At 38.5% G+C, this 24,050-nt stretch carries 39 protein-coding genes; 6 read left to right on the plus strand and 33 right to left on the minus strand.

Going from position 1 to position 24,050, the window contains the following annotated elements; translation table 11 throughout:
* Nucleotides 1-5 precede the first annotated feature (5 nt).
* The 25 genes from ACVC5O_RS14015 to ACVC5O_RS14135 form a co-directional block, all read right to left on the minus strand.
* The gene (locus tag ACVC5O_RS14015) at nt 6-533 is read right to left on the minus strand and encodes a D-Ala-D-Ala carboxypeptidase family metallohydrolase (RefSeq protein WP_452222115.1); all 528 of its coding nucleotides are present in this window, start codon (nt 531-533) and stop codon (nt 6-8) included.
* Between the two features lie 148 nt (nt 534-681).
* Nucleotides 682-1,002 carry a hypothetical protein gene (locus ACVC5O_RS14020; protein ID WP_452222116.1) on the minus strand — a complete coding sequence of 107 codons (321 nt, stop codon included), beginning with the start codon at nt 1,000-1,002 and terminating at the stop codon, nt 682-684.
* Nucleotides 1,003-1,085: 83 nt separating this feature from the next.
* Nucleotides 1,086-1,568 (minus strand): hypothetical protein, encoded by a 483-nt coding sequence (locus ACVC5O_RS14025; protein WP_452222117.1) that lies wholly within the window; start codon nt 1,566-1,568, stop codon nt 1,086-1,088.
* Nucleotides 1,569-1,570: 2 nt separating this feature from the next.
* Nucleotides 1,571-1,990 carry a hypothetical protein gene (locus ACVC5O_RS14030; protein ID WP_452222118.1) on the minus strand — a complete coding sequence of 140 codons (420 nt, stop codon included), beginning with the start codon at nt 1,988-1,990 and terminating at the stop codon, nt 1,571-1,573.
* Entirely contained in the window at nt 1,896-2,246 is a 351-nt protein-coding gene (locus ACVC5O_RS14035) for a hypothetical protein (RefSeq protein ID WP_452222119.1), read from the minus strand. The genes ACVC5O_RS14030 and ACVC5O_RS14035 overlap by 95 nt, the downstream gene beginning before the upstream one ends.
* The gene (locus ACVC5O_RS14040) at nt 2,239-2,571 is read right to left on the minus strand and encodes a hypothetical protein (protein ID WP_452222120.1); all 333 of its coding nucleotides are present in this window, start codon (nt 2,569-2,571) and stop codon (nt 2,239-2,241) included. Before ACVC5O_RS14040 ends, ACVC5O_RS14035 begins: the two co-directional genes overlap by 8 nt.
* Nucleotides 2,568-2,810: a hypothetical protein gene (locus ACVC5O_RS14045; protein WP_452058861.1), complete on the minus strand. Its 243-nt coding sequence runs from the start codon at nt 2,808-2,810 to the stop codon at nt 2,568-2,570. The genes ACVC5O_RS14040 and ACVC5O_RS14045 overlap by 4 nt, the downstream gene beginning before the upstream one ends.
* Nucleotides 2,810-3,292 (minus strand): peptidoglycan-binding domain-containing protein, encoded by a 483-nt coding sequence (locus ACVC5O_RS14050; protein ID WP_452222121.1) that lies wholly within the window; start codon nt 3,290-3,292, stop codon nt 2,810-2,812. Before ACVC5O_RS14050 ends, ACVC5O_RS14045 begins: the two co-directional genes overlap by 1 nt.
* Nucleotides 3,289-3,786 carry a peptidoglycan-binding domain-containing protein gene (locus ACVC5O_RS14055; protein WP_452222122.1) on the minus strand — a complete coding sequence of 166 codons (498 nt, stop codon included), beginning with the start codon at nt 3,784-3,786 and terminating at the stop codon, nt 3,289-3,291. The genes ACVC5O_RS14050 and ACVC5O_RS14055 overlap by 4 nt, the downstream gene beginning before the upstream one ends.
* Before the next feature lie 2 nt (nt 3,787-3,788).
* On the minus strand, nt 3,789-4,316 hold the full coding sequence (locus tag ACVC5O_RS14060) for a hypothetical protein (RefSeq protein ID WP_452222123.1): 528 nt from the start codon (nt 4,314-4,316) through the stop codon (nt 3,789-3,791).
* 10 nt (nt 4,317-4,326) lie between these two features.
* Entirely contained in the window at nt 4,327-4,821 is a 495-nt protein-coding gene (locus tag ACVC5O_RS14065; RefSeq protein WP_452222124.1) for a hypothetical protein, read from the minus strand.
* A complete protein-coding gene (locus ACVC5O_RS14070; RefSeq protein ID WP_452222125.1) occupies nt 4,818-5,264 on the minus strand; it encodes a hypothetical protein in 447 nt (148 codons plus the stop codon). Before ACVC5O_RS14070 ends, ACVC5O_RS14065 begins: the two co-directional genes overlap by 4 nt.
* The gene (locus tag ACVC5O_RS14075) at nt 5,265-5,450 is read right to left on the minus strand and encodes a hypothetical protein (RefSeq protein ID WP_452222126.1); all 186 of its coding nucleotides are present in this window, start codon (nt 5,448-5,450) and stop codon (nt 5,265-5,267) included.
* The gene (locus tag ACVC5O_RS14080) at nt 5,447-5,944 is read right to left on the minus strand and encodes an N-acetylmuramoyl-L-alanine amidase (protein WP_452222127.1); all 498 of its coding nucleotides are present in this window, start codon (nt 5,942-5,944) and stop codon (nt 5,447-5,449) included. The genes ACVC5O_RS14075 and ACVC5O_RS14080 overlap by 4 nt, the downstream gene beginning before the upstream one ends.
* Nucleotides 5,941-6,393 carry a TIGR02594 family protein gene (locus tag ACVC5O_RS14085; RefSeq protein WP_452222128.1) on the minus strand — a complete coding sequence of 151 codons (453 nt, stop codon included), beginning with the start codon at nt 6,391-6,393 and terminating at the stop codon, nt 5,941-5,943. Before ACVC5O_RS14085 ends, ACVC5O_RS14080 begins: the two co-directional genes overlap by 4 nt.
* The gene (locus ACVC5O_RS14090) at nt 6,390-7,841 is read right to left on the minus strand and encodes a YncE family protein (RefSeq protein WP_452222129.1); all 1,452 of its coding nucleotides are present in this window, start codon (nt 7,839-7,841) and stop codon (nt 6,390-6,392) included. Before ACVC5O_RS14090 ends, ACVC5O_RS14085 begins: the two co-directional genes overlap by 4 nt.
* Nucleotides 7,842-7,857: 16 nt before the next feature.
* Nucleotides 7,858-8,616 carry a hypothetical protein gene (locus ACVC5O_RS14095; RefSeq protein WP_452222130.1) on the minus strand — a complete coding sequence of 253 codons (759 nt, stop codon included), beginning with the start codon at nt 8,614-8,616 and terminating at the stop codon, nt 7,858-7,860.
* Complete coding sequence (locus tag ACVC5O_RS14100) at nt 8,613-9,053, minus strand: hypothetical protein (protein WP_452222131.1); 441 nt, start codon at nt 9,051-9,053, stop codon at nt 8,613-8,615. Before ACVC5O_RS14100 ends, ACVC5O_RS14095 begins: the two co-directional genes overlap by 4 nt.
* A gap of 3 nt (nt 9,054-9,056) precedes the next feature.
* Nucleotides 9,057-9,284 carry a hypothetical protein gene (locus ACVC5O_RS14105; RefSeq protein ID WP_452222132.1) on the minus strand — a complete coding sequence of 76 codons (228 nt, stop codon included), beginning with the start codon at nt 9,282-9,284 and terminating at the stop codon, nt 9,057-9,059.
* Entirely contained in the window at nt 9,253-9,465 is a 213-nt protein-coding gene (locus tag ACVC5O_RS14110) for a hypothetical protein (RefSeq protein WP_452222133.1), read from the minus strand. Before ACVC5O_RS14110 ends, ACVC5O_RS14105 begins: the two co-directional genes overlap by 32 nt.
* Nucleotides 9,466-9,659: 194 nt before the next feature.
* Nucleotides 9,660-9,785, minus strand: a complete 126-nt coding sequence (locus ACVC5O_RS14115) for a hypothetical protein (protein WP_452222134.1) — start codon at nt 9,783-9,785, stop codon at nt 9,660-9,662.
* 36 nt (nt 9,786-9,821) lie between these two features.
* Nucleotides 9,822-10,445 carry a hypothetical protein gene (locus ACVC5O_RS14120; RefSeq protein ID WP_452222135.1) on the minus strand — a complete coding sequence of 208 codons (624 nt, stop codon included), beginning with the start codon at nt 10,443-10,445 and terminating at the stop codon, nt 9,822-9,824.
* Nucleotides 10,435-11,073 (minus strand): hypothetical protein, encoded by a 639-nt coding sequence (locus ACVC5O_RS14125; RefSeq protein ID WP_452222136.1) that lies wholly within the window; start codon nt 11,071-11,073, stop codon nt 10,435-10,437. The genes ACVC5O_RS14120 and ACVC5O_RS14125 overlap by 11 nt, the downstream gene beginning before the upstream one ends.
* Before the next feature lie 102 nt (nt 11,074-11,175).
* The gene (locus tag ACVC5O_RS14130) at nt 11,176-12,084 is read right to left on the minus strand and encodes a hypothetical protein (RefSeq protein WP_452222137.1); all 909 of its coding nucleotides are present in this window, start codon (nt 12,082-12,084) and stop codon (nt 11,176-11,178) included.
* Between the two features lie 80 nt (nt 12,085-12,164).
* Nucleotides 12,165-12,338, minus strand: coding sequence for a hypothetical protein (locus ACVC5O_RS14135; RefSeq protein WP_015361323.1), 174 nt, complete (start codon nt 12,336-12,338; stop codon nt 12,165-12,167).
* Nucleotides 12,339-12,594: 256 nt separating this feature from the next.
* Between ACVC5O_RS14135 and ACVC5O_RS14140 the strand changes: the two genes are divergently transcribed.
* Both ACVC5O_RS14140 and ACVC5O_RS14145 read left to right on the plus strand, forming a co-directional pair.
* Nucleotides 12,595-13,320, plus strand: a complete 726-nt coding sequence (locus tag ACVC5O_RS14140) for a DUF6088 family protein (RefSeq protein ID WP_452222138.1) — start codon at nt 12,595-12,597, stop codon at nt 13,318-13,320.
* Nucleotides 13,320-14,297, plus strand: coding sequence for a nucleotidyl transferase AbiEii/AbiGii toxin family protein (locus tag ACVC5O_RS14145; RefSeq protein ID WP_452222139.1), 978 nt, complete (start codon nt 13,320-13,322; stop codon nt 14,295-14,297). The genes ACVC5O_RS14140 and ACVC5O_RS14145 overlap by 1 nt, the downstream gene beginning before the upstream one ends.
* A gap of 78 nt (nt 14,298-14,375) precedes the next feature.
* Here ACVC5O_RS14145 and ACVC5O_RS14150 read toward each other — a convergent pair whose 3' ends face one another.
* The 4 genes from ACVC5O_RS14150 to ACVC5O_RS14165 all read right to left on the minus strand — a co-directional run bounded on the left by ACVC5O_RS14150 (nt 14,376) and on the right by ACVC5O_RS14165 (nt 17,644).
* The gene (locus ACVC5O_RS14150) at nt 14,376-15,164 is read right to left on the minus strand and encodes a hypothetical protein (protein WP_452222140.1); all 789 of its coding nucleotides are present in this window, start codon (nt 15,162-15,164) and stop codon (nt 14,376-14,378) included.
* Nucleotides 15,165-15,244: 80 nt separating this feature from the next.
* Complete coding sequence (locus tag ACVC5O_RS14155; RefSeq protein ID WP_452222141.1) at nt 15,245-16,171, minus strand: zonular occludens toxin domain-containing protein; 927 nt, start codon at nt 16,169-16,171, stop codon at nt 15,245-15,247.
* A gap of 2 nt (nt 16,172-16,173) precedes the next feature.
* Complete coding sequence (locus tag ACVC5O_RS14160; RefSeq protein ID WP_452222142.1) at nt 16,174-17,187, minus strand: hypothetical protein; 1,014 nt, start codon at nt 17,185-17,187, stop codon at nt 16,174-16,176.
* 4 nt (nt 17,188-17,191) lie between these two features.
* Nucleotides 17,192-17,644: a hypothetical protein gene (locus tag ACVC5O_RS14165; RefSeq protein WP_452222143.1), complete on the minus strand. Its 453-nt coding sequence runs from the start codon at nt 17,642-17,644 to the stop codon at nt 17,192-17,194.
* Nucleotides 17,645-17,862: 218 nt separating this feature from the next.
* Between ACVC5O_RS14165 and ACVC5O_RS14170 the strand changes: the two genes are divergently transcribed.
* Genes ACVC5O_RS14170 through ACVC5O_RS14185 form a run of 4 tightly spaced genes read left to right on the plus strand, consistent with a single transcriptional unit; the run spans nt 17,863 to nt 22,188 of the window.
* Nucleotides 17,863-18,903, plus strand: a complete 1,041-nt coding sequence (locus ACVC5O_RS14170; RefSeq protein WP_452222144.1) for a nucleotidyltransferase domain-containing protein — start codon at nt 17,863-17,865, stop codon at nt 18,901-18,903.
* Between the two features lie 3 nt (nt 18,904-18,906).
* Complete coding sequence (locus ACVC5O_RS14175) at nt 18,907-20,598, plus strand: ThiF family adenylyltransferase (RefSeq protein ID WP_452222145.1); 1,692 nt, start codon at nt 18,907-18,909, stop codon at nt 20,596-20,598.
* Between the two features lie 2 nt (nt 20,599-20,600).
* Nucleotides 20,601-21,065, plus strand: coding sequence for a Mov34/MPN/PAD-1 family protein (locus ACVC5O_RS14180; RefSeq protein ID WP_452222146.1), 465 nt, complete (start codon nt 20,601-20,603; stop codon nt 21,063-21,065).
* Nucleotide 21,066: 1 nt separating this feature from the next.
* Nucleotides 21,067-22,188 (plus strand): SAVED domain-containing protein, encoded by a 1,122-nt coding sequence (locus ACVC5O_RS14185; protein WP_452222147.1) that lies wholly within the window; start codon nt 21,067-21,069, stop codon nt 22,186-22,188.
* A gap of 16 nt (nt 22,189-22,204) precedes the next feature.
* Here the strand turns inward: ACVC5O_RS14185 and ACVC5O_RS14190 are convergent, their stop codons facing one another.
* The 4 genes from ACVC5O_RS14190 to ACVC5O_RS14205 are packed head-to-tail and all read right to left on the minus strand — an operon-like array spanning nt 22,205 to nt 24,050.
* Complete coding sequence (locus tag ACVC5O_RS14190) at nt 22,205-22,693, minus strand: hypothetical protein (protein WP_452222148.1); 489 nt, start codon at nt 22,691-22,693, stop codon at nt 22,205-22,207.
* Nucleotides 22,694-22,695: 2 nt separating this feature from the next.
* A complete protein-coding gene (locus tag ACVC5O_RS14195) occupies nt 22,696-22,941 on the minus strand; it encodes a hypothetical protein (protein ID WP_219360320.1) in 246 nt (81 codons plus the stop codon).
* A gap of 2 nt (nt 22,942-22,943) precedes the next feature.
* Nucleotides 22,944-23,504: a hypothetical protein gene (locus ACVC5O_RS14200; RefSeq protein WP_452222149.1), complete on the minus strand. Its 561-nt coding sequence runs from the start codon at nt 23,502-23,504 to the stop codon at nt 22,944-22,946.
* Between the two features lie 9 nt (nt 23,505-23,513).
* Nucleotides 23,514-24,050, minus strand: a complete 537-nt coding sequence (locus ACVC5O_RS14205) for a hypothetical protein (protein ID WP_452222150.1) — start codon at nt 24,048-24,050, stop codon at nt 23,514-23,516.

Here is a 24,050-nt window from a genome sequence, read left to right on the forward strand (position 1 = left end):
ATAATTCAAACAAAAGGATTAACCGCCGCAGGTGTTCCATTAGGATAACCCCAAGCCACATATTGCGACTTATCATCATCCACATCAAGGTGGACAAAAGTGTTCCCAACGCCGATGCGCTTAAACCCAACATCACGCGCAGCCATCACTAAGTTATTTCGAATTCTTTTTGAAGAAGCCTTAATATCAACAGCTTCGCAGTTAGGTACTTTGTGGGAAGAATTACGCACGCCGCCTACTTTGCGGTTATGAGCTTCACTGCGTGCGCCAGAATTAATCCAACTGAATATAGGATAACCAGTTTTTACAGAGAGATTATACAGCATTGCTATCAATCTTCTATCCATACAGTTTCCAGAACCAGGCGCATCTGGACTATCAAACACTGAGAGATCCACGGCAATACCCTTACGTCGATATACCTCAGATCTAGAACTGGACTTGCTAAATTTATAAGCCAAAAAAGCGCCACCTAAAAGTAGCGCCATTGTACCTAAGCCTATATAGATATGTCCATCATCCTTAAATGCCATTAACTTTTGTCTTAACAATTGCAAGGTTTCTTTTTCTGCTGACTTTCCTTATAACGCAAATATAAATCCGAACCTATTTTAATAGCACTCAACACCGTGAATGCAGCAAAAATATAGTTAAGTGTTTTACTTCCTTTATCTATGCCCATCACATATTCTTTTTATTGTAAAACTGGATTTCAGCTTCCAGTTGTTCTATATATTTTTCAAGCTCAGTAATACGATCACGCTGTTTAGTTATCGTTCTGGACATCGTGGTATTCTTATTTTCCAGTTGGCTGATGCGCTTTTCCATCTTTTCAGACCATTGCACCCAGTTAGTAACCACACTATCGTTTGCTTGAGCATTTAAGTGGCGTATCTCTGCATTTTTCAGTTTGCGCTGCACATTGTAATGCATAAGGATCTCTACCAACTTCCAAAAGCCGGTAGCGCCTAAAACAATCGCAACGATTTCATAAACATTCATAAGTTTGGTTTTTACGCTTTACCGCTTCGCTCTCCCGATGGTCGTGAATCTCGCGAGCTCGATTTCGCGAAAGCGTATTTCATTTAAAATTCATCTGCTGGTTTTGGTTCATCTCGTGGGAACTTCTCCTCTTCAGAAACGCGTCCTCTAAAAGTTGTGTAGCGTAATGGAAGTTCAGCCAAGTAAGGATTCACGTTGAGCACCACGTGATCTTCACTATCGACAAAAGTTCCATATAAGAACAATCTACCATTAGCATCTATCGCGTAATTAAAAGTGTTTCCTTTTTCTGTCTGGCACAATCCATAATAATCAGACTGATCTACCACGAGTGGTGCTGGCATACTTACCTGCCATCCAGCAATCTCAAGTTGCTTTTCACTTCTTGCACGCAATCGTATATCTTTTCCTACTACGAGATTGCTATTGATTACCGAGTATCGATTGCGCACAGGCGAGTGCAGTAAACTCGGCCCAAGATGCTCGGGACGAACTTCTAAAATCTCTTGAGTATTTTCTACTGGCGCATTGTTTCGTTTTGCAACACTATCGCTTTGATATCCCATAATTAATTAGCTATTAAGATTCCTGAAAGTATGAGAAGTCCACCACCCAAAAGGATCTTGTGGAACCTGCCTTGTTTCAGTTTTTTATTTTTAAATTTTAGTTGATTTTCCAAGAACAGAATTTGCTCGCTTCCATTTTCTGATACCATCATTAGGTTGGTATTCTGTAATTTTATTCTAGATAGCACAGAATCTTTTTTGACCAGTAAACTATCTTTCAGTTTAATTGAAAAGTCAAGCTTTCTAATAATTGAATCTTGAAACTGAGCGCGCTCTAATCTTACGGCTATCTCACGAGATTGGTTTAAATCAAAACAGAAATACTTCTCAGTTTTTATGAGCTGTACTATCGGTTTTAAATCTTGCGAAATACAGAAACAGCTCTGCATCGCTATAACCAGAAATAGTAGTAATCTTTTCATTGAGACTTGTTTTTAGGTGGGTAATGGTAATCTTATTCTTGCTCAGTAAATTTGTCAAACTATCGACCTGTTTCTCTAAATCTGCAATTTCCAGATCTAGCGATTTGTTCTCTTTGAGCAAAGTGCCATTTTTCTCCTTCCAATCACTTGGTGTTCTGAGTTCATAGCCATCCTCCAATGGAATTATCACTTGAGTAAGCACAACTACAAGAACCACAAAAAAGAAAATGGCAAAAATGACTTTCCACTTATTCATCTTTTTCTGTCTTTTCAGGTTTAAAAAGTCGATTCAGTATGCTTTCTAAAATAAGCTTGTGGAATACCAGTGCAAACACAAAAGATTGTAACAGCATCTCCACCTTATGCAGCATCGTATCTCTAATAAAGTAGATGATAACGCCGTAGATGAATCCTACGATAAGTACTCGATAGCGTGTTTTGATTTTTATGCCGGTCACGTCTGCAAGCCAATCGGTCACAGGTTTCTGGTTAAGGCCAAAAGCAATAATGATAAAAGTAAAAATGTACTCCCAATCTAGGCTGGATAAATAGTGAACTAAGTGTTTTAAGATGTCTGTCATTTCAATTGTTTTTTAAGGGTTTCTTTAATAGTTTTTATGTCTGCAGTAAGCAGGGATAATTGATGATTTGGGAACATATTCTTGGTCAAATGCGCAACCAAAACAATGGTTGCTCCAGACGCCAGTAATGCGATAATAATTTTCGTCAGTGTTTGGTTCGTCATTGTGAGCGTAACCTCGGTTTTAATACCGTCATCATCTACAAGACTTGACACAATGTCTTTAATACTTTTTCCCATTAGGATTGCTGGCTAGTAATAGGTTCATTCATATCTAAAGAATTAAAAAGCGCTTCACTTACTGATGTTACTTTCAGGTATTTCATCACGCGCTCTTGAACATTTTCATCATAAATTCCTGTCACGATTCCAGCCCAACCGTAATTGCGTAACAAATAAATTTGAAGTCGCTCTACGTTTTTTCCTTTGCTTCCCAGTTGCAAAGGGAACTCATCTGCTACTGGTTTTTTAGGTTTTGTTTGGGGCTTTGGTGCGCTTGGCTTTACTGCTGGAACAGGCTTTTTGGTTTTAACCACTTTCATTTGTGGTTTTGGTGTAGCTGGTTTTGCTTTTAAAATTTCGGTTTTTAAAACTGTGGCGACGGCTTGCTTCTGTTCTTCAGCATCTTCTCGTTTACCTTTAACTATTTGATGTGCGATGATGCCTATGCCTAGTAAACCACCTGCAATACAAACTATTTTTACGACATTCTCCTTTTTCATTTGCCCATCATTTTCAGCGCTTTGCGCATTCCCGAAATATCTTTTTCTGTAAATTCAGATTTACCCAGGCGCTTTCTTGCAGCCTTTAATGTGAGTGGTCCAAAAACACCATCCACACCATCACGTTTTGCTCCAGATTTTCCGAGATTCTCTTTATAAATCTTTAGATACCTCTGCAAGATTTTTACATCTTGATGACGCGTTTTATACTTTAATGGATAGCCGGTCTTCACATATTTTATTTGTGGCTTTGATGTAGCACTAGATGATGATCCAGAGCTGCTAGGTACTGGAATAGTTGTATGAACAGGGATAATTTGCGGCGAGCTGTCCTTATTCTGAGCCAGATCAACTTCTTTGGTCTCCTTCTTTTTCTTATAATACATATATGCGACCGCGCCGCCGGCTAGGACAACGATTACGCCACCTACAACAATGAGATCTTTGTTCTGTTCAAAAAATGTCTTTTTGGGTTTTGTTATAATTTTCTTCATAGTTATTGAGTTTGATAATTAGGTAATTGGCGAACTGGATTATGCACGTATTTTTTCATTTCTGACGCGCTTAGAAAGCTTGAAAGATGTTTCCATAAGTCTTGTTTGTATAGCTTCCAATATGCTTGTGATAGACTTGCCACTTGTGTTTTATCACGTAATCGCTTGGAAAAAATATCTTTTACAACAGCCTCATCATCATTAAAAGTTCCTTTGGCATTTTTCAATTTTTTTGCAAAAGATTGAGCCGTACCTTCATCCAGAATTTTAATCTTTCGTGGTGCGATCCATCGCTGTACGTTGGTCAGGTAATTCATATCAAATGGCTTGTTCCAGTTAGGCTCTCGCTTAATGGTTGCTTGATTATCTGTGGATACTTGTATTCCAGATCCTATGTCTTTGCCAATGGCTTGTTGCGATGTTTGCTTTTCCTTTTTCCGCTTTCGCGAAAGCGTAACAAATACACCTACCGTTACTGCCGCCATTGCAGCGCCACCTATCATCCACCATCCTGTTTTAGTAATTTTCATTCTTTAATATTTAAGCTGTTCTATAATTGGGTATTTGCCCGATGATGTTCAGTATTATTTTAATTTCATCTTCTGAAAGTCTGTTTTTAATGGTATCAATCAAGTTTTTTGAATACGTGCTTTGATAGGCTTTTGCCACCTGTGATACCTGAACTTTATCTTTCAATTTTCTGAAAACCGCATACACCGCATCTTCATCATCGCCGCCTTCGTACCAAGCGCCCCAAGCTTTATGAATCTGTTTTGCATAGCTGGTCGCACTGCTCTCGCTCATCGCAATCACTTGACCGTTGACATTTTGTAAAACCTTTGTGAGATAGTAAATGTCAAAGGCATTTTCTGCGTCCAGATTATTTGCGGTGGTTGCCAGCTGTTTCTTTATTTGGTTCAATAGTTTACTTGTTTTATGATCGCGTTTCCGCTGGCGTATGGATAGAAATGAGCTTCCTACAATTAAAAGTCCCACAGCGCCACCACTTAATTTATAGATGAGCTGTCTGTTCATTTGCCTAACAGTTTAGTAGCACGTCCAGCTGGTATGAGCATTGCGAGATCTGTGATATCTGCATCTTTAGCCGAGTTTCTTAAAACAACCACAATGAGAATGAGCGTAATCGTGAGAATGACAGGAACACCAATGGATAAAATCTTCGTCAAGCTCTTGCCTAGACCAAAAATATTACCACCTATTTCAGAAATATCTGCAATGGATCTGGTTGCCATATTGCTTACATCCAGCTCATTTTTAAGCAACCATTTATTGAATGATGGACTCGTTGTACAAAGTGCTGATCCATTCGTTTTCCAAGTGACCAGCCATAACATCTTGGCATTATCTTGACCTACTTCCTTTTTCAGTTTTGCGTAATAGCTTGTCCAGAAGTCACACGGATCGTCTGCTTCTGGAATCAAAAAGGATGTGTTTTGTATGGTTACTTGTTTTGCCATTTAATTGCTCAATAGTTGATCGGCTTGCTTTTGTGCATTTTTTAGATCTAAATCTTTTTCTTTTAAGAATGAGACCAGACGTTGTTTTAAGCGCGTTTCCTTTGCTCGTGCGACTCGCTTATCGTGATTGATATAGAGCTGTCTACCTAGCCAAAATCCAACACCTAGTGTGATGATTGTTCTCATTGATATCCTTGATAAATATTACACTTTGGAATGTCCAGCGCTTCTAGCCATTCCTTGACGCTAAATCCAGGTTTATCACTATCTTTTTTGGTCGCAATCTCATTAAAACCGACGATGATAATTTCTGGAAACCTAATAGTATAGAACTTTACCAAGGCTTCTAACGTGGCGGTTTGTTCTTCGGTACGTGTGTCTTTCCACCAAGCTTCTTTAAGCGTTCTACCACCTACGTACGCTAGGTTTTTGATATTGCCTGAAATACCAAAACGACCTTGAGAGATGCCCCAAAGATCTACTTCGGTCGGACTGTGCTCTGGGATGATGGTTTCTAAAGTGCCATCCTGCAACACCAGATAATCAAAGCCAGGACGGTTCCAACCGAATCCACCGCTACGTGTATCGGTCGTGTGTTTATCAATGACTGTTTTAGCCTTAAGATCTAATGCTTCACTGGTATCGGTGCTGTGTATAATTAAAAAATCTACGTCTTTCATTGTGTGGGTTTTTGAGTGATTAAATTATTGAGCTGCCTAAAACCGAGCAGTCTGTAGACAGGATATGCCTTGATATTAACTTGGTTGTTTTGGTTGCCACCGAGACAATAGATGTATTTTTTATCTTCAGAATAGCCTATGAAAAATGCAACGTGACCCTTCCAACTATTTTTTTTACTACGCCAGAAAACCACAATATCGCCTATGGCTGGTTTCTCGATTTCTATTCCAACTTTAAGCCAAGAGCGTGCGGTCAACTGGTGGCTCATCTCTTTATCGCATTCCAAGGCAACCCAGTTTGTAAATGCCGAACACCAAGCTGTTTCATCTGTCGCGACCCAAGTGTGCCCAATCTTATCAAAGTAATTTAGGATGATAGGATTATGCTTTTGACCAACCAGTTCCGTCACACCATACTGGCTCAAAGCCGTGTTGATTATTGTTTTCATAGGTTGGACTTAAATGGATTTTTAGGAACTCGCTTCGGAATCCCTTTACTCATTTGCACGCCGTAGGCAAGCGGTGCTTTTTCTGGAAGTAGGTTGTACATTTCCATCTTCTTGTAGTACAAGATGAACGTGATGGTTTGTAAGCCACCTATCTTAAAACACCAACTATTCTGGCCATCGAGCATCGAACCATCTACACCAAAAACTTCAGAAACATTCTGAAAACTCTGCGGACTTTGATAATTACCCAGTGATAGCGTTTTACAAATTTCTTTCCCTGCAATACTTTTCTGTAGCAGTTGCAAGGCATTGACACGTCGCTCTCCAGAAGCTACAATTTTGAGATGTTTGAGCATTCCAGGACTAAATTTGAAATCTTCTCGCTCTTCGTGGTACTCATCATTGATTGTGACCGTAGGGCTTTTGGAAGAATTAAATATGGTAAGCAGGTTTTTTCGTGTAAATACCTTTGCAAGATTTGGTGTAACATCAGGTTCATCAACTCTTCTAAACTGATTGGGAATTCCCCAAGGTGTTTCCGTTTGTGCTTGTGTTTGGGCATTGATGCGCGTAGTACTTTTTGAAACTACATTCTTTATCACTAATTCATTAGTGGCATTATCGAATCTAATTTCCGTAGGTCGTTTTCCAGTTCCGTTGACATCTACGACTTTATGGTTCAAGTCAAGATGATAAATATTGTTGCTTACCGAGCCTATGACATAGACCATTCCGTAGAAATAACCTCGATTGGTATTGACAGCAAGCGCAACTGGCGAAACTGTTCCGGGCATTGTATTCTCTGTTAGTGGAATGGTTGCCACAACATTTCCGTTACGCTCAACTACCGAAACGGAATCTGATAACTGATTTGCCACATACAACAAATTATTGACAGGATTAAGAACTACTTGCTGTGGATGCGTACCCACCAAAACCACTATGCTTTCATCATTTTCTATAAACAATGGATCAGCTATCGGCTTATCACTATTGCCACCCCAAATACATACGTCTCTTATTTCAGACGTATGGTTTTTGACCACAACTTGCATTACATCAAACTCCTTGTGCAAGTACCTTTGATAGTCTTTAAAGGCTTCCTTTTGCTTCTGATCTTTAATAAGATTACGCTTTCGCGAAAGCGGAACAGCGCTACAATCTGAGATTTCCATCACGCCTTCATCTGTTGCGTAGAATTGAGAATCTCTTGTGGTGTCGCAAATGGGCTTTTTAGTTTCAGGTAACGCAACGTGCATCACGCCAGATCGTGTACCCCATTTTTTGAGTTGGTTGCGATATTTTGCAGAATTATTATTCATATAAGCATCTTCATTTGAATGGATCGTTCTTTTGATAACCGAAGGGTCATCGCAGCTTTCACAGGCTATATCGTCCGTTTTGTTTGGTGCAAGTTTTATTGTCGCACCCATTGTAAATACTGCCATTGTGATAAAAAGTAGTTTATGCATTTGCTCTATAATTTTCTATGAACGCTACCACATCTTTGGTGCGTTGTAACTGTGATGCGCCCACGTGATGCGGATTGTTCCCAAAAACCTTGGTCACGGCATAAATGGCTTCAATGGTTGGAAAACCGTAGTCCAGATATTTCTTGATTCCGCAGAGATCCGCTGTTTTCTGGCTTCTGGTGTTTAGGAACCAATGACAACCTTCGTGAGCCAATATCGCCACACGAATGGGAATTGTGTAACCAATAAATAATCGTTGTGAGATCTGTACACGTGGCATCTTTCGGTGCGTGCGAGCTGGTGTAATCAATTCTTTACCAAATGCATCAGTAATCGACGGTAAGTATTGAAATAGGAACTCGTGATTTTTAGAATCATAAAACCCAGTAGGCGTGTGTCCTGCTTTTTGTGCAAAGTCAATAGCAAAATCCATAAAACGGTGCTCATCTTGCGATGCCCAGACTTCAGCAGGTTTCATTTTTTCTACCTTGAAGTAGCTCATATCAAACTGATAATCTTCGCCTGAAACTTTATCAAACAATTCCATTTCTAAAACTTCTGGCGTTACAGGTAAAGAGATCACAAATTCGCGTTTCTCATTACTCTCATAAAACTGTGCCTTCCTTCTGAAATAGTAGGTATTTGGATATCGCGGATCATACACTCGAATACCCAATTGCACTGGCATTTTGGAAGTAATTCCAAGCCTGATTTTGAATCGCTCTTTATTTGATGGAATTGGGACTATCATTGCTGGTAGAATTGTTTCTTATTTTGGTTCTTAATAACCACTAATCCCACAACGCCCACTATTACGACACCACCTAAAACAAACACGATCGTCGGTATCCCTTTCTTCTCTTCTTCAGGAACATCTGGTGCGCCCAACGCAAAGTCATAATCTGATGGTGCATCGGTAGCACCTCCAAATCCAGTTGTCGGTTTTGGTTTTGCAATGGTATCAATCGCGGCACCTATTGCAGTTGCACCGCCCATATCTTGAACGGCAGTACCTAGTTTAGAAAAGAAGGCTTTGCTTTTTGCTCTACGAGCAATTCGCTTTGGCGCACTTCTTCTAGCGGCTCTGCGTGCTTTTCTATTTGCACGACGCGCTTTGCGTTTCTTCTTATTTCCGAAGAAATCATCGTAATTATCGTCCAGTATATATTCTGTTTCTCCTGTAATCATAGATTATTGTACTTCCAGAATTCGCAAGGTGCTTCCGTTGGGTTCGTAATTAATTTTCTTGTAGCCTTTGCCCACAAATGGGTAACTTTTTGCCTCGCCTGGATTAAGAGAAACGCCATTCACTTTTGCAGTTTTCTCTCCTATATTCTTGACAGATCCATATAGAAATCCTTCTTCAAAAATTCCACTTTCAGAAACCTCACTTTCCTTTATTTGCGCCAGTATGTCCATTGCTTTTCTTTTTTATTTGAATGTATTTATAGATTCCAAAACCTACTGCGCCAGTAACACCAATTATGGCGATTACTTTTACTAATTTTCCTGTTTTTCTATCCGATTTCATTGCCTTTTCAGCAGCTTTTTTTTCTATGGCAGCAGGAACTTGCAGGCTTGCAATTTGTGCTTTCGACACTTTGGTACTGGTCGAAATGGGTTCCCCTTTCTTGACCAACGTCGGCTTAAAAATGGGTTTGCTCGGAACTTTAGATTTTATGGGCGTGCCCTTTGGGATCAGAATACTTACAGGAACTTTGGACGGTAGCTTTTTGCGTAAGACTTTCTTTTTCCTTACTGGTCGCGGTCGTCCTTTAACAATAGGCGGTCGTCTCAAAATTTTACGTTTCGGTGCTCTTTTAATAGATCTCTTAGAGCGTCTTGCAAGCCTTCTCGATTTTCTACGTTGTCTTCTAATTTTCCTGCGACCACGCCTAAAGCTATCATAGCCTTCATCATTGTACACGTCGTAATCTGTTAATCCAAATGTGTTTGTCATAGCTGTTGTGGCATTTGTGCACGCTGACCGCCATAAGGCATAGGTGGCTGTTTAGACTTCATTAATATCGCTGCTCCAATCCCGAGAACAACCACGCCGCCACCTATCATCAGCATCATATTGGTTTTCTTTTTAGCCTCGGCTTCCTTTCGTTTTTGCTCTTCACGGCGACGTGCTTCTTCTCGTCGTCGTTCTTCATCGCGACGTCGCTGTTCTTCACGCATTTGTTGCATACGTCGCTCCATATCTCGCTTTGCAGCAGCGGCTTGTGCAGCTGCCGCAGCAGCACCGCTATTGCTACTACCAGAACTTCTGCGTTTCTTCTTTTTAAAGAGTCCGCCCAGTATTCCTACGGCACCTTTAGCAACGGCTCCCCAGAATTCGTCTTCTCTTCCTGCAAGTCGTGAAATGAGTTCGGCAAGCGCTTTCGCGAAAGCGGAATTTTCATCCTTCATCATTTCTACGGTCTCATTGATAAGGGCTTTGTGCGATGGTCTATCACGAAAAGTGATGCCATACACGCGCAAAAGCTGTTGCAACTCCAATGGGTAATGAAGGATCAGGTAAGAGATATCATCTATCGCCTGATTGTATTTAAGTTGTTTGGTTTTATTTGCCATTTTTTAAGTCAAGTTTTATGCTCGCACCTACCAACACACCAGCGATGAATACTACTCCGAAAAGCAACATTTCATCCTTTGATATATGGATTCCTTTTTGATCTTCCTTTGTTGCTGTTTTGGGTTCTGGCTTGCTTTCCTTGCGTTTGCGCAGCTCATTCCAGACCATCTGTACTTCTTGAGCAAGATTTTTATCTTCTGGTGCATCGTTAGAGCTTTTTACGATGCCTTTATAATAATTCTCTAATCCTTTATCATCGTAGGATGAGAACTGGCTCAGAAAGCTATCTTCATCTCCAGAGCCAGCGTAATTGGAATGACCGCAGGATTTGCAATAGTTTTCCGCTTTCGCGAAAGCATTATTGCTACAAGCAGGACATTTAGCATCAACTACAGTATTTACCTGAAGAATCGCAGCTTTATCTGGGTGGATGGCCAAAAGATCTTTTATGACTTTTCTGCCTTTATTTTTAACCAGTTCTTTAACTGCTTGCGACAAGTGTTGCTGACTTTCTATCTTCTCAAAACCATATTCAAACAGCAGATTATTTGCTGCATCTGTATTGTGGAACACGATATAATCTATCCTGTTCTGTGCGAGATTTTTTGGGTTATTGTTACGTTTCATAGGGTGTCGTTAAAAAAGAACAGCCAGAGCTAGGTTTGGGGGAAACCGTGACTCTGGCTGTCTCAATTAGGGAAAGAGTCAAGACTCAAGTCGGAGCTCCAACTAGCGTCTTTTACGTCTTACTAGGCGTGACTTGGACCGTCTCGCCACCGGTTTTCTGACATATCGACGACGGCTTACAGGTCTCCTGCGAGAACGTCTCACTCTACGTCTGGGACGCCCTAATCTGGGTTTTCTACGACTGCGTATGAGGTCTAATTGTGGAAGTCCTGTTGTACGAGGCGCACGAGAAAGTTCTGCAACATTTTGACCTTTAAGCAAGTTGCCCAGGTTTGCTCTTGCCTTGATGGTAAATGTGAATACGGCTGTTACACCATCTTCTACCATAATCTGAAGAGAATCCTGTCCCGTCACGTCCATCTCGAAGTTGTCATCGTCAATGAGCGTTTGGGTAAAGTTTTGAGGCGATGTGGCATTACGTGGTTGATACACTCTGGTCGTTTTTGAACCTGAAGCTGTTCTGCGCTCTACACGCAATACATTATCAAACTGTAAAGGATTACTTACGGAATATTTCATTCCAGCAATCTTAAAAGGGTTTGCCTTACTCTCTTCTCGTACTTCCTTGTGACTGGATTCTTCGATCTCTACGGTCACGCCATTAGGCTGTGCTGCTTCACGGTTTCCACCAAATACATTAGCCTCTGCCGCTGCACCTGATTTGTTTGTGATCACAACCGTAAGTGTACGATCGTTAGGGTCAATCTTACCTACAGATGCTGCGGTGTAGTCGTCATAATCATCTTCAAACTTGCCTTCATCTGCATAATCGTCATAATCATCGTACTCGTCTTCATACTCATCATCATAACCATCTTCTATGCCTTCAAAGCCTGTGTCGAAGTCGTCCTCATCATCGTAATCGTCAAAGTCTTCTCCGTCGTCGTAATCGTCGTATTGGTTTTCTGCGTCTTCTTCGTAGCGCATTAACTCGTCGTTATAATCTTTCATTATTGTGGGATTTGTCCATTGCAACAATGGAATTTTGTGTTGTCAAGAATAAATAGCCCTTGCTGGCGCATCTCTAAATGCTATGCCTTTTTTGTAGGGGCTGCCGCAGTCTTCTTGTTTTTTTCTGCAAGCTTTTTTGCCTTCATCTTTTGAACCATCGGTGCTACGATGAGCGTTCCGATTGCGATGCCGGCGATTCCTGCACCTACGCAATACATTATAGGTTGCCAGGCGATGTCATTTTTCTGTGCCATTTGTGGGTTGTTTTTATAAAACTGTTTGTTATAGTTGGCAGGTCTCTAAACCTTGTGAATACAAAGATGGAGGGAAGTGAAAGGTTTACCGCTGTGCAGAAAGGGACTTTGGGACGATAGCACAGATACTAGAGAATATGATACAATTGATACTAGAGAAACAAGTATAGGAATAGTTATTGTTATATATGTCAAGTAAATGAATGTAAAAACTTGACATTATAAAGAATTAGAGTATCTTTGTAATGTTTTAACTATGAATATAACAGCATACATAAAAGATAAGATAGCTCGTATAGATGCAGGAGACGCATTTACATACGATGATCTTGCTATACCTGAAGGTGAGTTTACTGCTGCATCTAAGTCTCTAAGTAGATTAGTAACTGCTGGTACTATTAAAAGATTTAGAAAAGGTGTTTATTATAGACCTAAGCAAACAGATTTTGGTGAATTGAGACCTAGAGATACTGAGCTCTTAAAAATATATCTCTTTGAAGGAAACAAACAAGTCGCTTATGTTACTGGTGTGAGCCTGTATAATCAGTTAAGATTAACCACACAAGTACCGAGCATCATACGTGTCGCAAGTGATTCAAAACAAGTACGTGGTAAAGTGGGCAATACAATTGTGCGCCCTGCCAAAAGCTATGTAAAAGTATCAAAGAAAAACATCCCTTTGCTACAAGTGTTAGATGTTGCCAAGGATTTTAAAACTATTCCAGATGCTAATCGGTCTCAGATACTTACTTTCTTAAAAAACAAAATTGCTCAGTTTTCAGGTAAAGATCTGGAGCGTTTTACCGCTTTCGCGAAAGCGTACCCACCTAAAGTCGCCGCGTTAATAGGTGCTATTTATGAGTTTATGGGATTAGAAAAACAGAGCAACGCATTACGTGAAAGTATAAATGCACTAAGTACCTACACCTTTGGAATAAGTCAAGATTTATTACCTACCATTAATAACTGGAACATCGCTTAATGAAATTACACGAATATAAAGAGCCTTTTAGAAATGCCATACGAGCAGCCGCAGATCATTATGGCATTGCCGAAATTTTTATAGAAAAGGATTATTGGGTAACATTTGCGCTCAAACAGATATTTAATGATCCTGCTTCTAAGGATATTGCCGTATTTAAAGGTGGAACCTCTTTATCAAAATGTCATAAGATTATTGAGCGCTTCTCTGAAGACATAGACCTCGTTATAATTACCGAAGAAGGTGACGGAAGTAACGCCATAAAAAAGAAACTTAAACTAGTTACCGAAGCTGTAAAAGAACCTCTTGTAAATGTTCCTGGTCACTTGGTTGAGAATAAAAAAGGTAAAATCAGAAAGCTGGTATACAGCTACGATAAAAGCGGAATGGATGGAGCCTTTGGCCACGTGCGCGATGAGATTGTTGTAGAAGTGTCAAGTTATGGAAGCTCACATCCTAGCAGCACCATTGAGATTCACTCAATGATTACCGGTTTAATTGCCAGTACTGGAAATGTAGATCTTATCACTAAATATGAGCTTGAACCCTTTAAAGTAATTGTGCTCGATATAGAACGCACCTTCTGTGAGAAAGTCATAAGTCTTGTACGGTTTTCACATACTGAAAACCCTGTAAAAGATTTAGCCGATAAAGTAAGACACACCTATGATTTACATCAGCTATTAAAGTTAGAACAGATACAAGACTTCTTATCTAGCGAAGACTTTTCAAAAATGTTGAATCAAGTAGGAAAGGATGATGATAAGGCAATACCAAATGATAAGGAATGGCTATCACAGCATCCTAGCAAAGCACTCATATTTAATGATCTTGAAGGAGTTTGGAATAAAATAAAATCAACTTACAACAGCTCCTTTAAAGAGTTACTTACTGGTGAATTGCCAGAAGAAAAAGAAGTTCTAAAATCTCTGAAAACTATTAAAAATCGTGTGGGAGAAATTAAATGGGAGTTGTAGATTTATTATTTTAGATGTCTTAATCAATAAAGCCGCAATTAAATTGCGGCTTAAAATTTGATTTGATAAAATTCGGAACTACTCTTCAAAGTCAGGGTAATCGTCAGTCTCGTCAAATTCTCCAAAGTACTCAAGGTTTAAATCTATTCCCGTAATACCAGAGTCTGTATACTCTTTACTCATTTTGGTAGTCTCAAACCTTGATCTGCCTAAAAAAGGAGTTTGAACTTTAGAAAGTCTAAATAAAGGTGTTATTCCTTCTTTAGCCACAATTTCAGTATGAAGATCTTTAGAAATTGTTGTACCTAATTCTATTTCTCCATTTGCAATATCAAGTTTTGCTAAACTTACATCAGCGCCTGCCGAAAGTTCAATTTTTGATTCCTTAGAGTTTGCTATCAGAATTGTAGCACTATCGGCAACGACTAGTTCTGTAATAACTAATAGATCTTTATTCCATTTACCTTCCTCATATAGCTTCATTATTGTTCTAGCTAGTTTGCGTTGGTCTTTGATTGAATGATTTAATGTGCCTTTAGCTTTCATCAAGATTGAATTTTCCTTTGAAAAGGAAACAGATATACCTGCTTTTGCCTTAGATAAAGTGCTGCCAACGGCAGGTGCGGTTCCAGATGCCTTGAATGTAATAGAAACTGCACCTTTAGAGGAATGTGAAAGATCAACTTTAGTTTCATCTTTCAGTATGTCAAAATCAATCCCTTCTTCAGTTAAATTCCCTTGTCTAATAAACTCCTTTCCTCTTAAGATACCAACGTCTCCTAAATTGAATGGTGTTCCAGGCAACCAAGATGGATAGTATCGAAATTGTCTGTAAAGCTCACGTGTGTATTTTCTATTTGTTCTCATAATTATTTGGTATAAAGATTAATACTCTAAAAATAGTTGTAATAATCCGGCTCTGAAATACCCCTTAAAGGGTATATTTATCACATAGGCCCAACCATCCCATCCTCGTGGTACCGTAACTTATCAGAGATCAACTTTACAATCGCATCATTCTTTGTTTTGTAGATATTATTGCCATCAAAATCTTGCTCATTCAATAACATTTTGACTTTTCGGCTTTCTTCCTGGTCGATGAATTTTTTACAGGCTCTGATAAATGCGGCACGACTACAGCCACGTATACGCTGTTCGCGCATATTGATATAAACAAAGAAGCTTTTCTGAATTTTATATTCCTGCTCCGTTATCTTTCCCATCGCAAAGGCATTAGAACACAGTTCATATTGTTCATCAACAATGAGTTGACCTATACGTACCATTTGGTATTTTGGGATTCGTTCTCTGTAGCGCGTCACATCATCTACTTGATGGTGTAAGCGTAACCAAGTACAGTTTTGCCATTCTGATGTTGTGATTTTGGCAACAGATTGGTGCGTGAGTACAATATCAATTCCCTTGTGACGCACAGTACAGAGTGCACCTATCATAGACTGACCTTTGGCACCAGTCATATAATGGTCAATGTCGTCTAAAACAACAAGTCCATTTTTGAAGTACTTCATTATTTTAGTAATCACTTCCTTTTTCTCGTCATTGTCCATAGGCGAGCCGTCAGGATTAAACGGTCTGATTCTGCGTGAAGAGACTTTTGTGAGCGCCTTTAAATGATTAGGACTCACGGTGCGGAATTGTGGGTAATCATCATCGTTGGTGTCAAAAGCCAACACTTTACGACCATTCTTTCCTACCGCAAGATGATCCATCATATAGCGTTTTATTTCTTGCTTGTTGCGATAAGTTTTCCCAACGCCAGTTTCGCCACAAACGAGTAAGATCATTGGCTGGCGCTCCAGATCTTCTTTTAGATAACTGATGGGTTTTCTGCTACGATTAGAAGTTCCTGACATAGCTACTCAGTTTTAGGTTCGTCTTGAGCAACTTCTAAAATTGTTGCTCCAGGAATATCTTCATCTACTTCTTCAAAGTTTGTTATCTCAGGCTCTTGAGTTATTTTCTTTTCCGCTTTCGCACTTCGATTGTGCTCAGTATAAACTTCAGCGTGATCCTCAACCATTGGCTCTTCATCATCAAAATCTAACTCTTCTTGAAAACCTTCATTGTCAAAATCTTCATCTATGTCATTGTCTTCATCTTCTATATCAGAAGCTTTTTCATCACGAATAATATCCAAAATGCGCTCTTCGAGAATGTTGTTTTCCGCACGTACTTCCATAACAACTTGAGCCTTTTTCATTAAAATAGAAAGTACTGCGCCCATAAGCTGTTGCTCTGGTGTGAGCTTTTTGGCTTTTTTCCGAAGGATTTGTGCGAGTAAAGGTCGTAGTAGCGCCTTGTCTTCCTTGTCGAGTTTTACACGAGCTACGTTCTTGTCGTTCTGCTGATCGATGACCGTGATGATCTCGTCAAACTCATAGAATTCCTTATGCTTGCTGATTTTCACAAAATAACCGCCGCCAACTTCCAGCACATTGTTTGACATACTTAGCAGTGCATCGGCAGCTTGATTGGCTTGGCTTAGCGGTAATTCAAAATCCTCATCGGTAGGTTGTGGCTCATCGTCATCCTCGTAGCCGCCACCATTTATTTCTTGCTCTGGTGCGTCTAGTGGGTCATCGCGCTTTTCTTGCTCGACGTTTTCTTCAACCGTTTTACGAAATTCTGATTGCTCAGAATTCGTTGCAACAGGTTCTTCCGGCATTTGATGTGGTCTGTCTGGTTTCCAAACGTTCCAACTCTTCTGTTTACCTGGGTCATTATCGACTGGACGCTCGCCACCGATATCTTTTTCAATTACGGGCTGGTTAAGCGGACTGCTTTCTTCGCCCTGAATTTTTTCAAACGTGATTTCTTCTGGTGCAGTGGTAAGGATGTCTTTTACTTCTTGAGCTATTTCTTCTTTCATATTCTTAATTGAGTTTTGCGATAAAGTTGACCACGTTGTTTTCCAGTATTTTGAACTTGGCTACAAACGGTTTGTAAAAACTAGGTATGGAAAGAATCTCATCGCATTTATGGTAGTTATACATCACGGCACGCTTAGACTGCTGGAAGTTCTCGCCAATCTTTGCGTAGCTCGTATCTGTATATTTTTTCAATAAGAAATAACACGCCATTCTAGCATCGCGGTATTCTTGAATACTACTGGCATAAAAATCTTTTTCTTGAAGATTGAATATCTGGATGCTTTGTGAGATGATGTACACTAAAAGTAATTTCACTTTCTGTGTATCGCTGGACTGCAACTGCGTATTGCCCGAAAGATTATTAATGACTTCGATGGTTTTTATAAGACCAAACTTACCTATAAGTGTGTCCACACTCTGTTGAAGATCACTATAGTCGGGTTGTTCTTTTTTCATCTGGTTATGAATTTATTCTCACGTGCCAAACTACTTAAAAGGAGTTTTCGGGAAATTGTTAATTGGTTTATAGAAGAGTATTATTTCGCAGAGATTAGGTTATACAAAAGATTATTCAAAATTGACACAATCATTTTGCAAAATTACTGACGGATTGTCATAAAACTGATTGAAATTAGATTGGCATAATATGTGAAAGCTTTGTTAATAAAAATTATATGGGGACATTACTACAAAAACAATTTTTCAAATTTCATGATGCTATAAAGTTGCACGATAAGGAAGATAATCAAGAACTAAGGGACGAGAGAGATAAATTAACTGAGGAACTTAAAGATTATTTTACGAAAAAAGCGGAAGAAGAAGGTACTTCTAAGATTACATTCTCAATAGAGAACCAAGGAAGTTACTCTATGGGTACGGGAATCAAAGCATTAACTAATAATGATTATGACATCGATGTAATGACCTTGTTAAATATATCAAAAGACGATTATACTCCTGTTACAGTTAAAAATTGGGTCTATGAAGCACTTGATAAGAAAGGAAGGACGATTACATTGAAATACCCTTGTGTAACAGTGCATTATTTTAAGGACGGAGAAGAAACATTTCACGTAGACTTGGCATTGTATGCAGCTCAAAATGATGATGGAAAAAAATATATTTCCAAAGGAAAGCCCACATCATCTAGTGATAAAAAAATATGGGAACTTTCAGAACCTAAACTACTTAAATCAAAAATATTTTCAAAATTTAGTGATACTGATGAACGAGCTCAAATGAAAAGGGCTATTAGGTATTTAAAACGTTGGAAAGATTTTAAATTCAAAGATTCTTCTAACGGAAAACCTACTGGAATTGCAATCACAGCACTAGCCTATGACCTGTTTGAACCAGAAATAAGTAGAGATAACTTTAGCTCTAACATTGAGATTAAAGACCTTGTTGCTCTTAAAAATTTAGTTGGAAATATTATAAATCAATTCTCTTGGTTCTCAAACAAGATTAGTGTTGAATTACCTGTCGAGCCTTACAACGATCTTTTCGCTAAGATGACTGATGGACAACACGAAGAGTTCAAGAAACATTTGGTAAATCTAAAAGATTCGTTAGAAACAGCCTTTGATGAAACAGATCCTCACGAAGCCTCTTTAATACTTATCAAAGAATTTGGGGATGACTTTCCAGAAATTGAGAAAGACAAATCAGCTCAAAAACGTGCCATCGCATTTCCAGGTAAAAGTGAGAGCGCTTAGCTTATGGATAGGGAAGCAATAGCAAATTACATAGAACGTACCGATCACATCAAACTCATTTCACACAATGAACTTTTCTTTGCTGATGATTTTTATGAGTTTTACTGCACGATAGACATAAACGGCATTGCTACTCTCTTTAGGGTATTGTGTAATAGTAACTTCCCTAACACACTTCCTAAATTTTATCTCAAAAATCCTAATCAATTTGGTTTTATTCCTCACATTGAACCTGACGGAAGCGTATGCTATATTGAAAAGGAGAGTATTTATATTAACGAGGACCAACCTGATATCGTATTTGATGCATCTGTGCAGATGGTTCGTGGCACTATCGAAGCTGGTTTAAGAGGAAGTAATGATGAGGACTTTAGAGAAGAGTTTCAAGCCTATTGGGAAAGAAATAAAAATTTAGGCAAACTTCAAGTAATTTCAGTAATTGAAATAGGAGATACACCTAAAGTGATTAAAATTGTTAAGGACTCTAAATATGCTATTGCGGCAGATACAAATCGGTCAGAGCAACAACTTATAAATCTGTTCCTTAATAAGAAACAATTACTTAGTAAAACTGGATTATTCATTCCTCTATCACGAGAGACCAAAATAGTCCCACCTAATTATGATTCTAAATGGTCGACCGAAGAGTTAGTAGTATGGCTAAAAAGAAACACTACAGCTTCCTCTTGGCAAGCTATTCAAAACAGCTTATTAACCACTAGGCCAGAACGTTTTGAATACATAATCTTTTCTATCCCTAGAAATAAAGGGGCAGATTTATTAGCGGCAATTAAGTTCAAACCTAAAAAAGATACTAGCAATCCATTATTAGAGAAAGAATATGAATGGGGAGTAGTACCACTTTCAGTAAAAAGAGTTGATACTAGATCAATTTTACCACGTGGTGGAGCTAGTATGTCGCTACAAAATAAAAAAATTCTATTAGTAGGCTGTGGTTCCGTAGGTAGTCAAATAGCGATTACTTTGGGCAAATTAGGAGTGGGGAAAATAGATTTAGTTGATTTTGATACATTTAGACTTGAAAATCTTAATAGATACGCTTTAGGACTAAAACACTTAGGAAAGCAAAAAGCACTAGCGTTGAAAGACTACTTAGTTAGTAATTTTTTAAGTATCAAGTCCGAGGCGTATCAGGGTAAAATTGCAGATTTTATTAAAAAGCAAAAAATAAGCATATCTGAATATGATCTCGTAATATCAGCTACTGGCGATCCTAATGTCAACTTTTACCTTACTAAACTTACCAATTCATTCAATAAACCGCTTATTATTGGCTGGAATGAACCTTATGGGATAGGTGGTCACGCTATAATTAGCTTAGGAATGACTGATGGGTGTTATAAGTGCCTTTATAGAAATACATATAATGTTGCCTCATTTACAGCTGAGGAGCAGCCAAAACCATTTCACAAACACCATTTAGGTTGCGGAGAAGTATTTACGCCATATAGTTTTTATGATTCCATTCAAACAAGCCAGCTTGTAATTAAACTAACCAAAGATTTTTTGTCAGATAAATTGGAGAAGTCTACTATTCTATCCTGGAAAGGAGAAAGTGATGAATTTACAGAGGAAGGTTTTCATTTATCCAACAGATATAAACAGCAATCAAATGACAAGATATTTGAAAAACGTACTGAATTTATAAATCAAAAATGCACCTACTGTCAATAATAATGGTACTAAAAAAATCAAACAAAGGGCTTTTAAAGTTGAGTTCAAATGCTATCAGTGCAATGAATGCTTATATTCAAGATGAAAATTATAAAGATGAAGCTGGAGGCGTTCTATTGGGTAGATTTATTCTGAATTCAAAAGATATTATTATAGATAAGGTTACTGTTCCACTTGAGGCTGACATCAGAGGTAGATACCGATATATACGCGATGCTAATCAACATCAAAAGTTAATTACGAAGGCTTGGAATAATTCTGATGGAACCTGCAATTATTTAGGTGAATGGCATACACATCCAGAAGATTATCCAACACCGTCTGGACAAGACATTAAAAACTGGAAAGAAATTTTAGAAAACCGGATTTTCTCCAGCCAATATCTCTATTTTGTGATAGTTGGTATTGAAGAGACTCGAGTTTGGGAAGGTTACAAGCGAAAATTAAGCATTAAAAGAATCAGATAATATGTCAAGTATTCCAGATCACGTTAAACTTAAAGTGTGGACAGAGGCAGCAGGAAGGTGTCAATTCACAGATTGTAATATACCATTATGGTATAACAAATTGACATTGGGTAAAAGAAATTTCGGAGAAATGGCACATATAATAGGTGCTAAAAAGGGTGGCCCGAGAGGAAGCCATCTATCTGAAGAATTAGAAAAAGATCCAGAAAATATAATTCTTTTATGTGATAGATGCCACAAAGAAGTAGATGGTACAGAAACCAGAAAAAATTATTCAGTTGAAAGACTAAAAAAAATGAAGTCTGATCACACTACTCGTGTTAGAATGCTTTTAGACCAGCCTTCAAATAGATCAAGGCCATTATTATTTACATCTGCTATAGGTGGACAGCATCCAATGTTTGGAGATATTTCAATTACAGAAGCTCTTTTGCCAGATTTCCCTGATCAAATTCGTGAAAATTGGTTGAAAATTGAATTTGGAGATTTTCAAAGAGAAGTCATTAGTGAATGGGACTATATTAAAAGTAAGATTGATCAACTATACCATAGCACAGACCGCGTGATACAGAATGGAGATATTAATCATTTATCTGTTTTCGGTTTGGCTCCTCAGCCATTATTGATGTATTTAGGCAGAAAGTTGGGGGATAAAATTTCAGCTCAAATTTTTGAACCTCGAAGAACCGATATCTTGAAAGATAAATGGAAATGGGATACAGGAATTCAAACTGATTTACAATATGAAACATTAAAACTTAAGGTAGGAAAAGATAAAAATGTAATTATCCTGATTGCTTTAAGTGATTATCTTAATGAAGATAAATACGTCAATATGGTTCAAGGAACACCGCACGTCTATAAGATAACCACCATAGAACCAGTACAAGGATTTCTTACTAAAAGAGTAGAGAAAACTCTTTTTATAAAAAAATGTAGAAGCTTATTAAATAAGATTCAAAATGAGGTTGGAAATGACTGTACTATACACGTATTACCAGCGATGCCTGCATCTTTAGCAATTGAATTTGGGCGACTTTTACAACCTACAAAAGACCCTAAAACTTGGGTTTATGAAAATATTGATGGAACCAAACCCGTTAAAGTAATTGAATTAATTTAAGATTTAAGAAAGCTGATTATATCCTCTCAATCCCATACCTATACCTAAACACACTCGTCCTGGTCACGCGATACTTCCCAATAATTGTTTCCCAACCTAAAGCAACCTTAACGCCCAGATCTTTAAACGTAGATCTACCGATATTTTCAGTACGTCCCATTTTTACAAGCTCATTAATGATGTCTTCGTCAGTAGGTTTCTTTTTTGTATTAGGCGCTGGTATATCATCCATTACTTTCTCAAACTCAACTTGTTTTTCTTTAAGCTCTTCAGTAATTTCGTTGTGCTCTAGTTGATCAGCATATTCTTCATCGATGTCTTCTAAAATTTCCAGATCGAGAGCTTCCAGCTCTTCCAAAAGTGCATCTTTCTCACAAACCGAAACATTATCCAGTAGCTTGTGCATACGGTCAAAGATTTCAATTTTCTCTTGTATGGGTTGTAGCAACAACTTTTTGGCAAGCTGATTACGTTGTAGGATTATTTGGTGTTCTATCTTTTTCATAATTATGCAGGTATTGGGATGAGTTTTGGTTTTTCGGTAAGTGAGCTTTCTATTATGTTTGAAAGTGCTGCGGTGGCAAGCGACGTTGCGATAATGATACCAGTGGTTTTTAGTAATTCAGCACCTTTAGGGATTTGCAGTTTAAACTTATCGCTTTCTGCGTTCTTACCTAGATTATAGTAAATAAGCGCCTCGGCAATACCTATGGCAAGACCTGCGCCCGTGATGATCAATACTTTTTTATTCATAATTACTTTTTAGCTTTTTCTTCCATTTTGTCAAACTTCTCTTTAATGGCATCTACGCCTTTTTCGGTCGTTACAAAATTCATTTTATAGGCGTTCATAATACCACGATGAGCACGTAATAAGACTTTTTCGGCTTCTTTTTGCACACCTACATCATCCTTTAATTTAGCTGGAATCAGATTGGCTATCGAAATAAAATGCCCTTTGATTTTAGTGTGGCGCATCGGTTTGGGTTTCTTAGGCTCGTTTTTGCGCTTCTCTTCATTAAACTTGCGGATTTTCGCTCTACACAGCTTAATATCACTGGTCATTTTATCCAGTTCCCTTTTGACCGTTTTAGATGGCGCTTTCTTTTTAGCTGGCTTTGTTTCTTTCACGATGGCGTCTGGCGAAAGTCGCTCTACCATCGAGAATACTTTTTCAATATTCTCTCTGGCTATTTCTTCAAAGGCTTCTTTATCTGAAGTTTCCTTATAGTCTGCCAGCAATTCTTTAACTGCGGTTTGCAAGGCATCTGGTTGCACGGCGCTCAATTTGAGCTTTTGTAATTTTTCTATGGTCATAATTATTCTTTAGGCGGCGATTAATAATTCAAGTTCCAAAAGCGATAAGGCTCTGGCACGTTCTTTTTCCTGTATACGTATAGTTTCTTTAGACGATGCCGTTTTTTTCTCGGCTTTCGCTTTTGGCTTTCGCTTTACGTCATTGTTTGTATGCTCCACGCCAAATTCTTCAAAGCGTTCCATATCTCCGTTGCTCTCAATAAGCGCTTCGGTTTCAGAAGAACGGTCTATGCCGTACACTTCTTTATCGGTTTTAAAACGTTTTTTTGCTTCGGCCTTTGAGAGTAGCTGCCATTGAAAGCCATCACTCATTATGTAAATTTCTCCACTTGCAGATTTCTCATCAGGATGTAGCATTTCGTATAAAAGCGTGTCTGCTTCCTGCGCTTTTAGGTCGCTATTTGTGAAATTATCTGATGCCTGTTTTATGACTTCCCAGGCTTTTACAGGATCAAGCTCGCTACCCGTAAGCGCTACAATCTCGTCTTGATTTTTTATGGCAAGTGCTTTTAATTCGGCTTTTGAAATATCTTTGGTTCTATACAT

This window comes from Lacinutrix salivirga (assembly GCF_053604675.1).

Coding starts and splice junctions, on each gene's coding strand:
- ACVC5O_RS14025 (WP_452222117.1), bottom strand. CDS start 1,568: ATGGGATATCAAAGCGATAGTGTTGCAAAACGAAACAATGCGCCAGTA.
- ACVC5O_RS14145 (WP_452222139.1), top strand. CDS start 13,320: ATGAAATTACACGAATATAAAGAGCCTTTTAGAAATGCCATACGAGCA.
- ACVC5O_RS14135 (WP_015361323.1), bottom strand. CDS start 12,338: ATGGCACAGAAAAATGACATCGCCTGGCAACCTATAATGTATTGCGTA.
- ACVC5O_RS14125 (WP_452222136.1), bottom strand. CDS start 11,073: ATGAAACGTAACAATAACCCAAAAAATCTCGCACAGAACAGGATAGAT.
- ACVC5O_RS14190 (WP_452222148.1), bottom strand. CDS start 22,693: ATGAAAAAGATAGAACACCAAATAATCCTACAACGTAATCAGCTTGCC.
- ACVC5O_RS14180 (WP_452222146.1), top strand. CDS start 20,601: ATGGTACTAAAAAAATCAAACAAAGGGCTTTTAAAGTTGAGTTCAAAT.
- ACVC5O_RS14045 (WP_452058861.1), bottom strand. CDS start 2,810: ATGGGAAAAAGTATTAAAGACATTGTGTCAAGTCTTGTAGATGATGAC.
- ACVC5O_RS14150 (WP_452222140.1), bottom strand. CDS start 15,164: ATGAGAACAAATAGAAAATACACACGTGAGCTTTACAGACAATTTCGA.
- ACVC5O_RS14100 (WP_452222131.1), bottom strand. CDS start 9,053: ATGATTACAGGAGAAACAGAATATATACTGGACGATAATTACGATGAT.
- ACVC5O_RS14095 (WP_452222130.1), bottom strand. CDS start 8,616: ATGATAGTCCCAATTCCATCAAATAAAGAGCGATTCAAAATCAGGCTT.
- ACVC5O_RS14175 (WP_452222145.1), top strand. CDS start 18,907: ATGGATAGGGAAGCAATAGCAAATTACATAGAACGTACCGATCACATC.
- ACVC5O_RS14195 (WP_219360320.1), bottom strand. CDS start 22,941: ATGAATAAAAAAGTATTGATCATCACGGGCGCAGGTCTTGCCATAGGT.
- ACVC5O_RS14105 (WP_452222132.1), bottom strand. CDS start 9,284: ATGGACATACTGGCGCAAATAAAGGAAAGTGAGGTTTCTGAAAGTGGA.
- ACVC5O_RS14075 (WP_452222126.1), bottom strand. CDS start 5,450: ATGAGAACAATCATCACACTAGGTGTTGGATTTTGGCTAGGTAGACAG.
- ACVC5O_RS14065 (WP_452222124.1), bottom strand. CDS start 4,821: ATGAACAGACAGCTCATCTATAAATTAAGTGGTGGCGCTGTGGGACTT.
- ACVC5O_RS14170 (WP_452222144.1), top strand. CDS start 17,863: ATGGGGACATTACTACAAAAACAATTTTTCAAATTTCATGATGCTATA.
- ACVC5O_RS14035 (WP_452222119.1), bottom strand. CDS start 2,246: ATGAATAAGTGGAAAGTCATTTTTGCCATTTTCTTTTTTGTGGTTCTT.
- ACVC5O_RS14030 (WP_452222118.1), bottom strand. CDS start 1,990: ATGAAAAGATTACTACTATTTCTGGTTATAGCGATGCAGAGCTGTTTC.
- ACVC5O_RS14050 (WP_452222121.1), bottom strand. CDS start 3,292: ATGAAAAAGGAGAATGTCGTAAAAATAGTTTGTATTGCAGGTGGTTTA.
- ACVC5O_RS14085 (WP_452222128.1), bottom strand. CDS start 6,393: ATGAAAACAATAATCAACACGGCTTTGAGCCAGTATGGTGTGACGGAA.
- ACVC5O_RS14055 (WP_452222122.1), bottom strand. CDS start 3,786: ATGAAGAAAATTATAACAAAACCCAAAAAGACATTTTTTGAACAGAAC.
- ACVC5O_RS14160 (WP_452222142.1), bottom strand. CDS start 17,187: ATGAAAGAAGAAATAGCTCAAGAAGTAAAAGACATCCTTACCACTGCA.
- ACVC5O_RS14200 (WP_452222149.1), bottom strand. CDS start 23,504: ATGACCATAGAAAAATTACAAAAGCTCAAATTGAGCGCCGTGCAACCA.
- ACVC5O_RS14165 (WP_452222143.1), bottom strand. CDS start 17,644: ATGAAAAAAGAACAACCCGACTATAGTGATCTTCAACAGAGTGTGGAC.
- ACVC5O_RS14140 (WP_452222138.1), top strand. CDS start 12,595: ATGAATATAACAGCATACATAAAAGATAAGATAGCTCGTATAGATGCA.
- ACVC5O_RS14015 (WP_452222115.1), bottom strand. CDS start 533: ATGGCATTTAAGGATGATGGACATATCTATATAGGCTTAGGTACAATG.
- ACVC5O_RS14130 (WP_452222137.1), bottom strand. CDS start 12,084: ATGAAAGATTATAACGACGAGTTAATGCGCTACGAAGAAGACGCAGAA.
- ACVC5O_RS14120 (WP_452222135.1), bottom strand. CDS start 10,445: ATGGCAAATAAAACCAAACAACTTAAATACAATCAGGCGATAGATGAT.
- ACVC5O_RS14070 (WP_452222125.1), bottom strand. CDS start 5,264: ATGGCAAAACAAGTAACCATACAAAACACATCCTTTTTGATTCCAGAA.
- ACVC5O_RS14020 (WP_452222116.1), bottom strand. CDS start 1,002: ATGAATGTTTATGAAATCGTTGCGATTGTTTTAGGCGCTACCGGCTTT.
- ACVC5O_RS14185 (WP_452222147.1), top strand. CDS start 21,067: ATGTCAAGTATTCCAGATCACGTTAAACTTAAAGTGTGGACAGAGGCA.
- ACVC5O_RS14040 (WP_452222120.1), bottom strand. CDS start 2,571: ATGACAGACATCTTAAAACACTTAGTTCACTATTTATCCAGCCTAGAT.
- ACVC5O_RS14205 (WP_452222150.1), bottom strand. CDS start 24,050: ATGTATAGAACCAAAGATATTTCAAAAGCCGAATTAAAAGCACTTGCC.
- ACVC5O_RS14060 (WP_452222123.1), bottom strand. CDS start 4,316: ATGAAAATTACTAAAACAGGATGGTGGATGATAGGTGGCGCTGCAATG.
- ACVC5O_RS14115 (WP_452222134.1), bottom strand. CDS start 9,785: ATGATGAAGGCTATGATAGCTTTAGGCGTGGTCGCAGGAAAATTAGAA.
- ACVC5O_RS14090 (WP_452222129.1), bottom strand. CDS start 7,841: ATGGCAGTATTTACAATGGGTGCGACAATAAAACTTGCACCAAACAAA.
- ACVC5O_RS14155 (WP_452222141.1), bottom strand. CDS start 16,171: ATGTCAGGAACTTCTAATCGTAGCAGAAAACCCATCAGTTATCTAAAA.
- ACVC5O_RS14080 (WP_452222127.1), bottom strand. CDS start 5,944: ATGAAAGACGTAGATTTTTTAATTATACACAGCACCGATACCAGTGAA.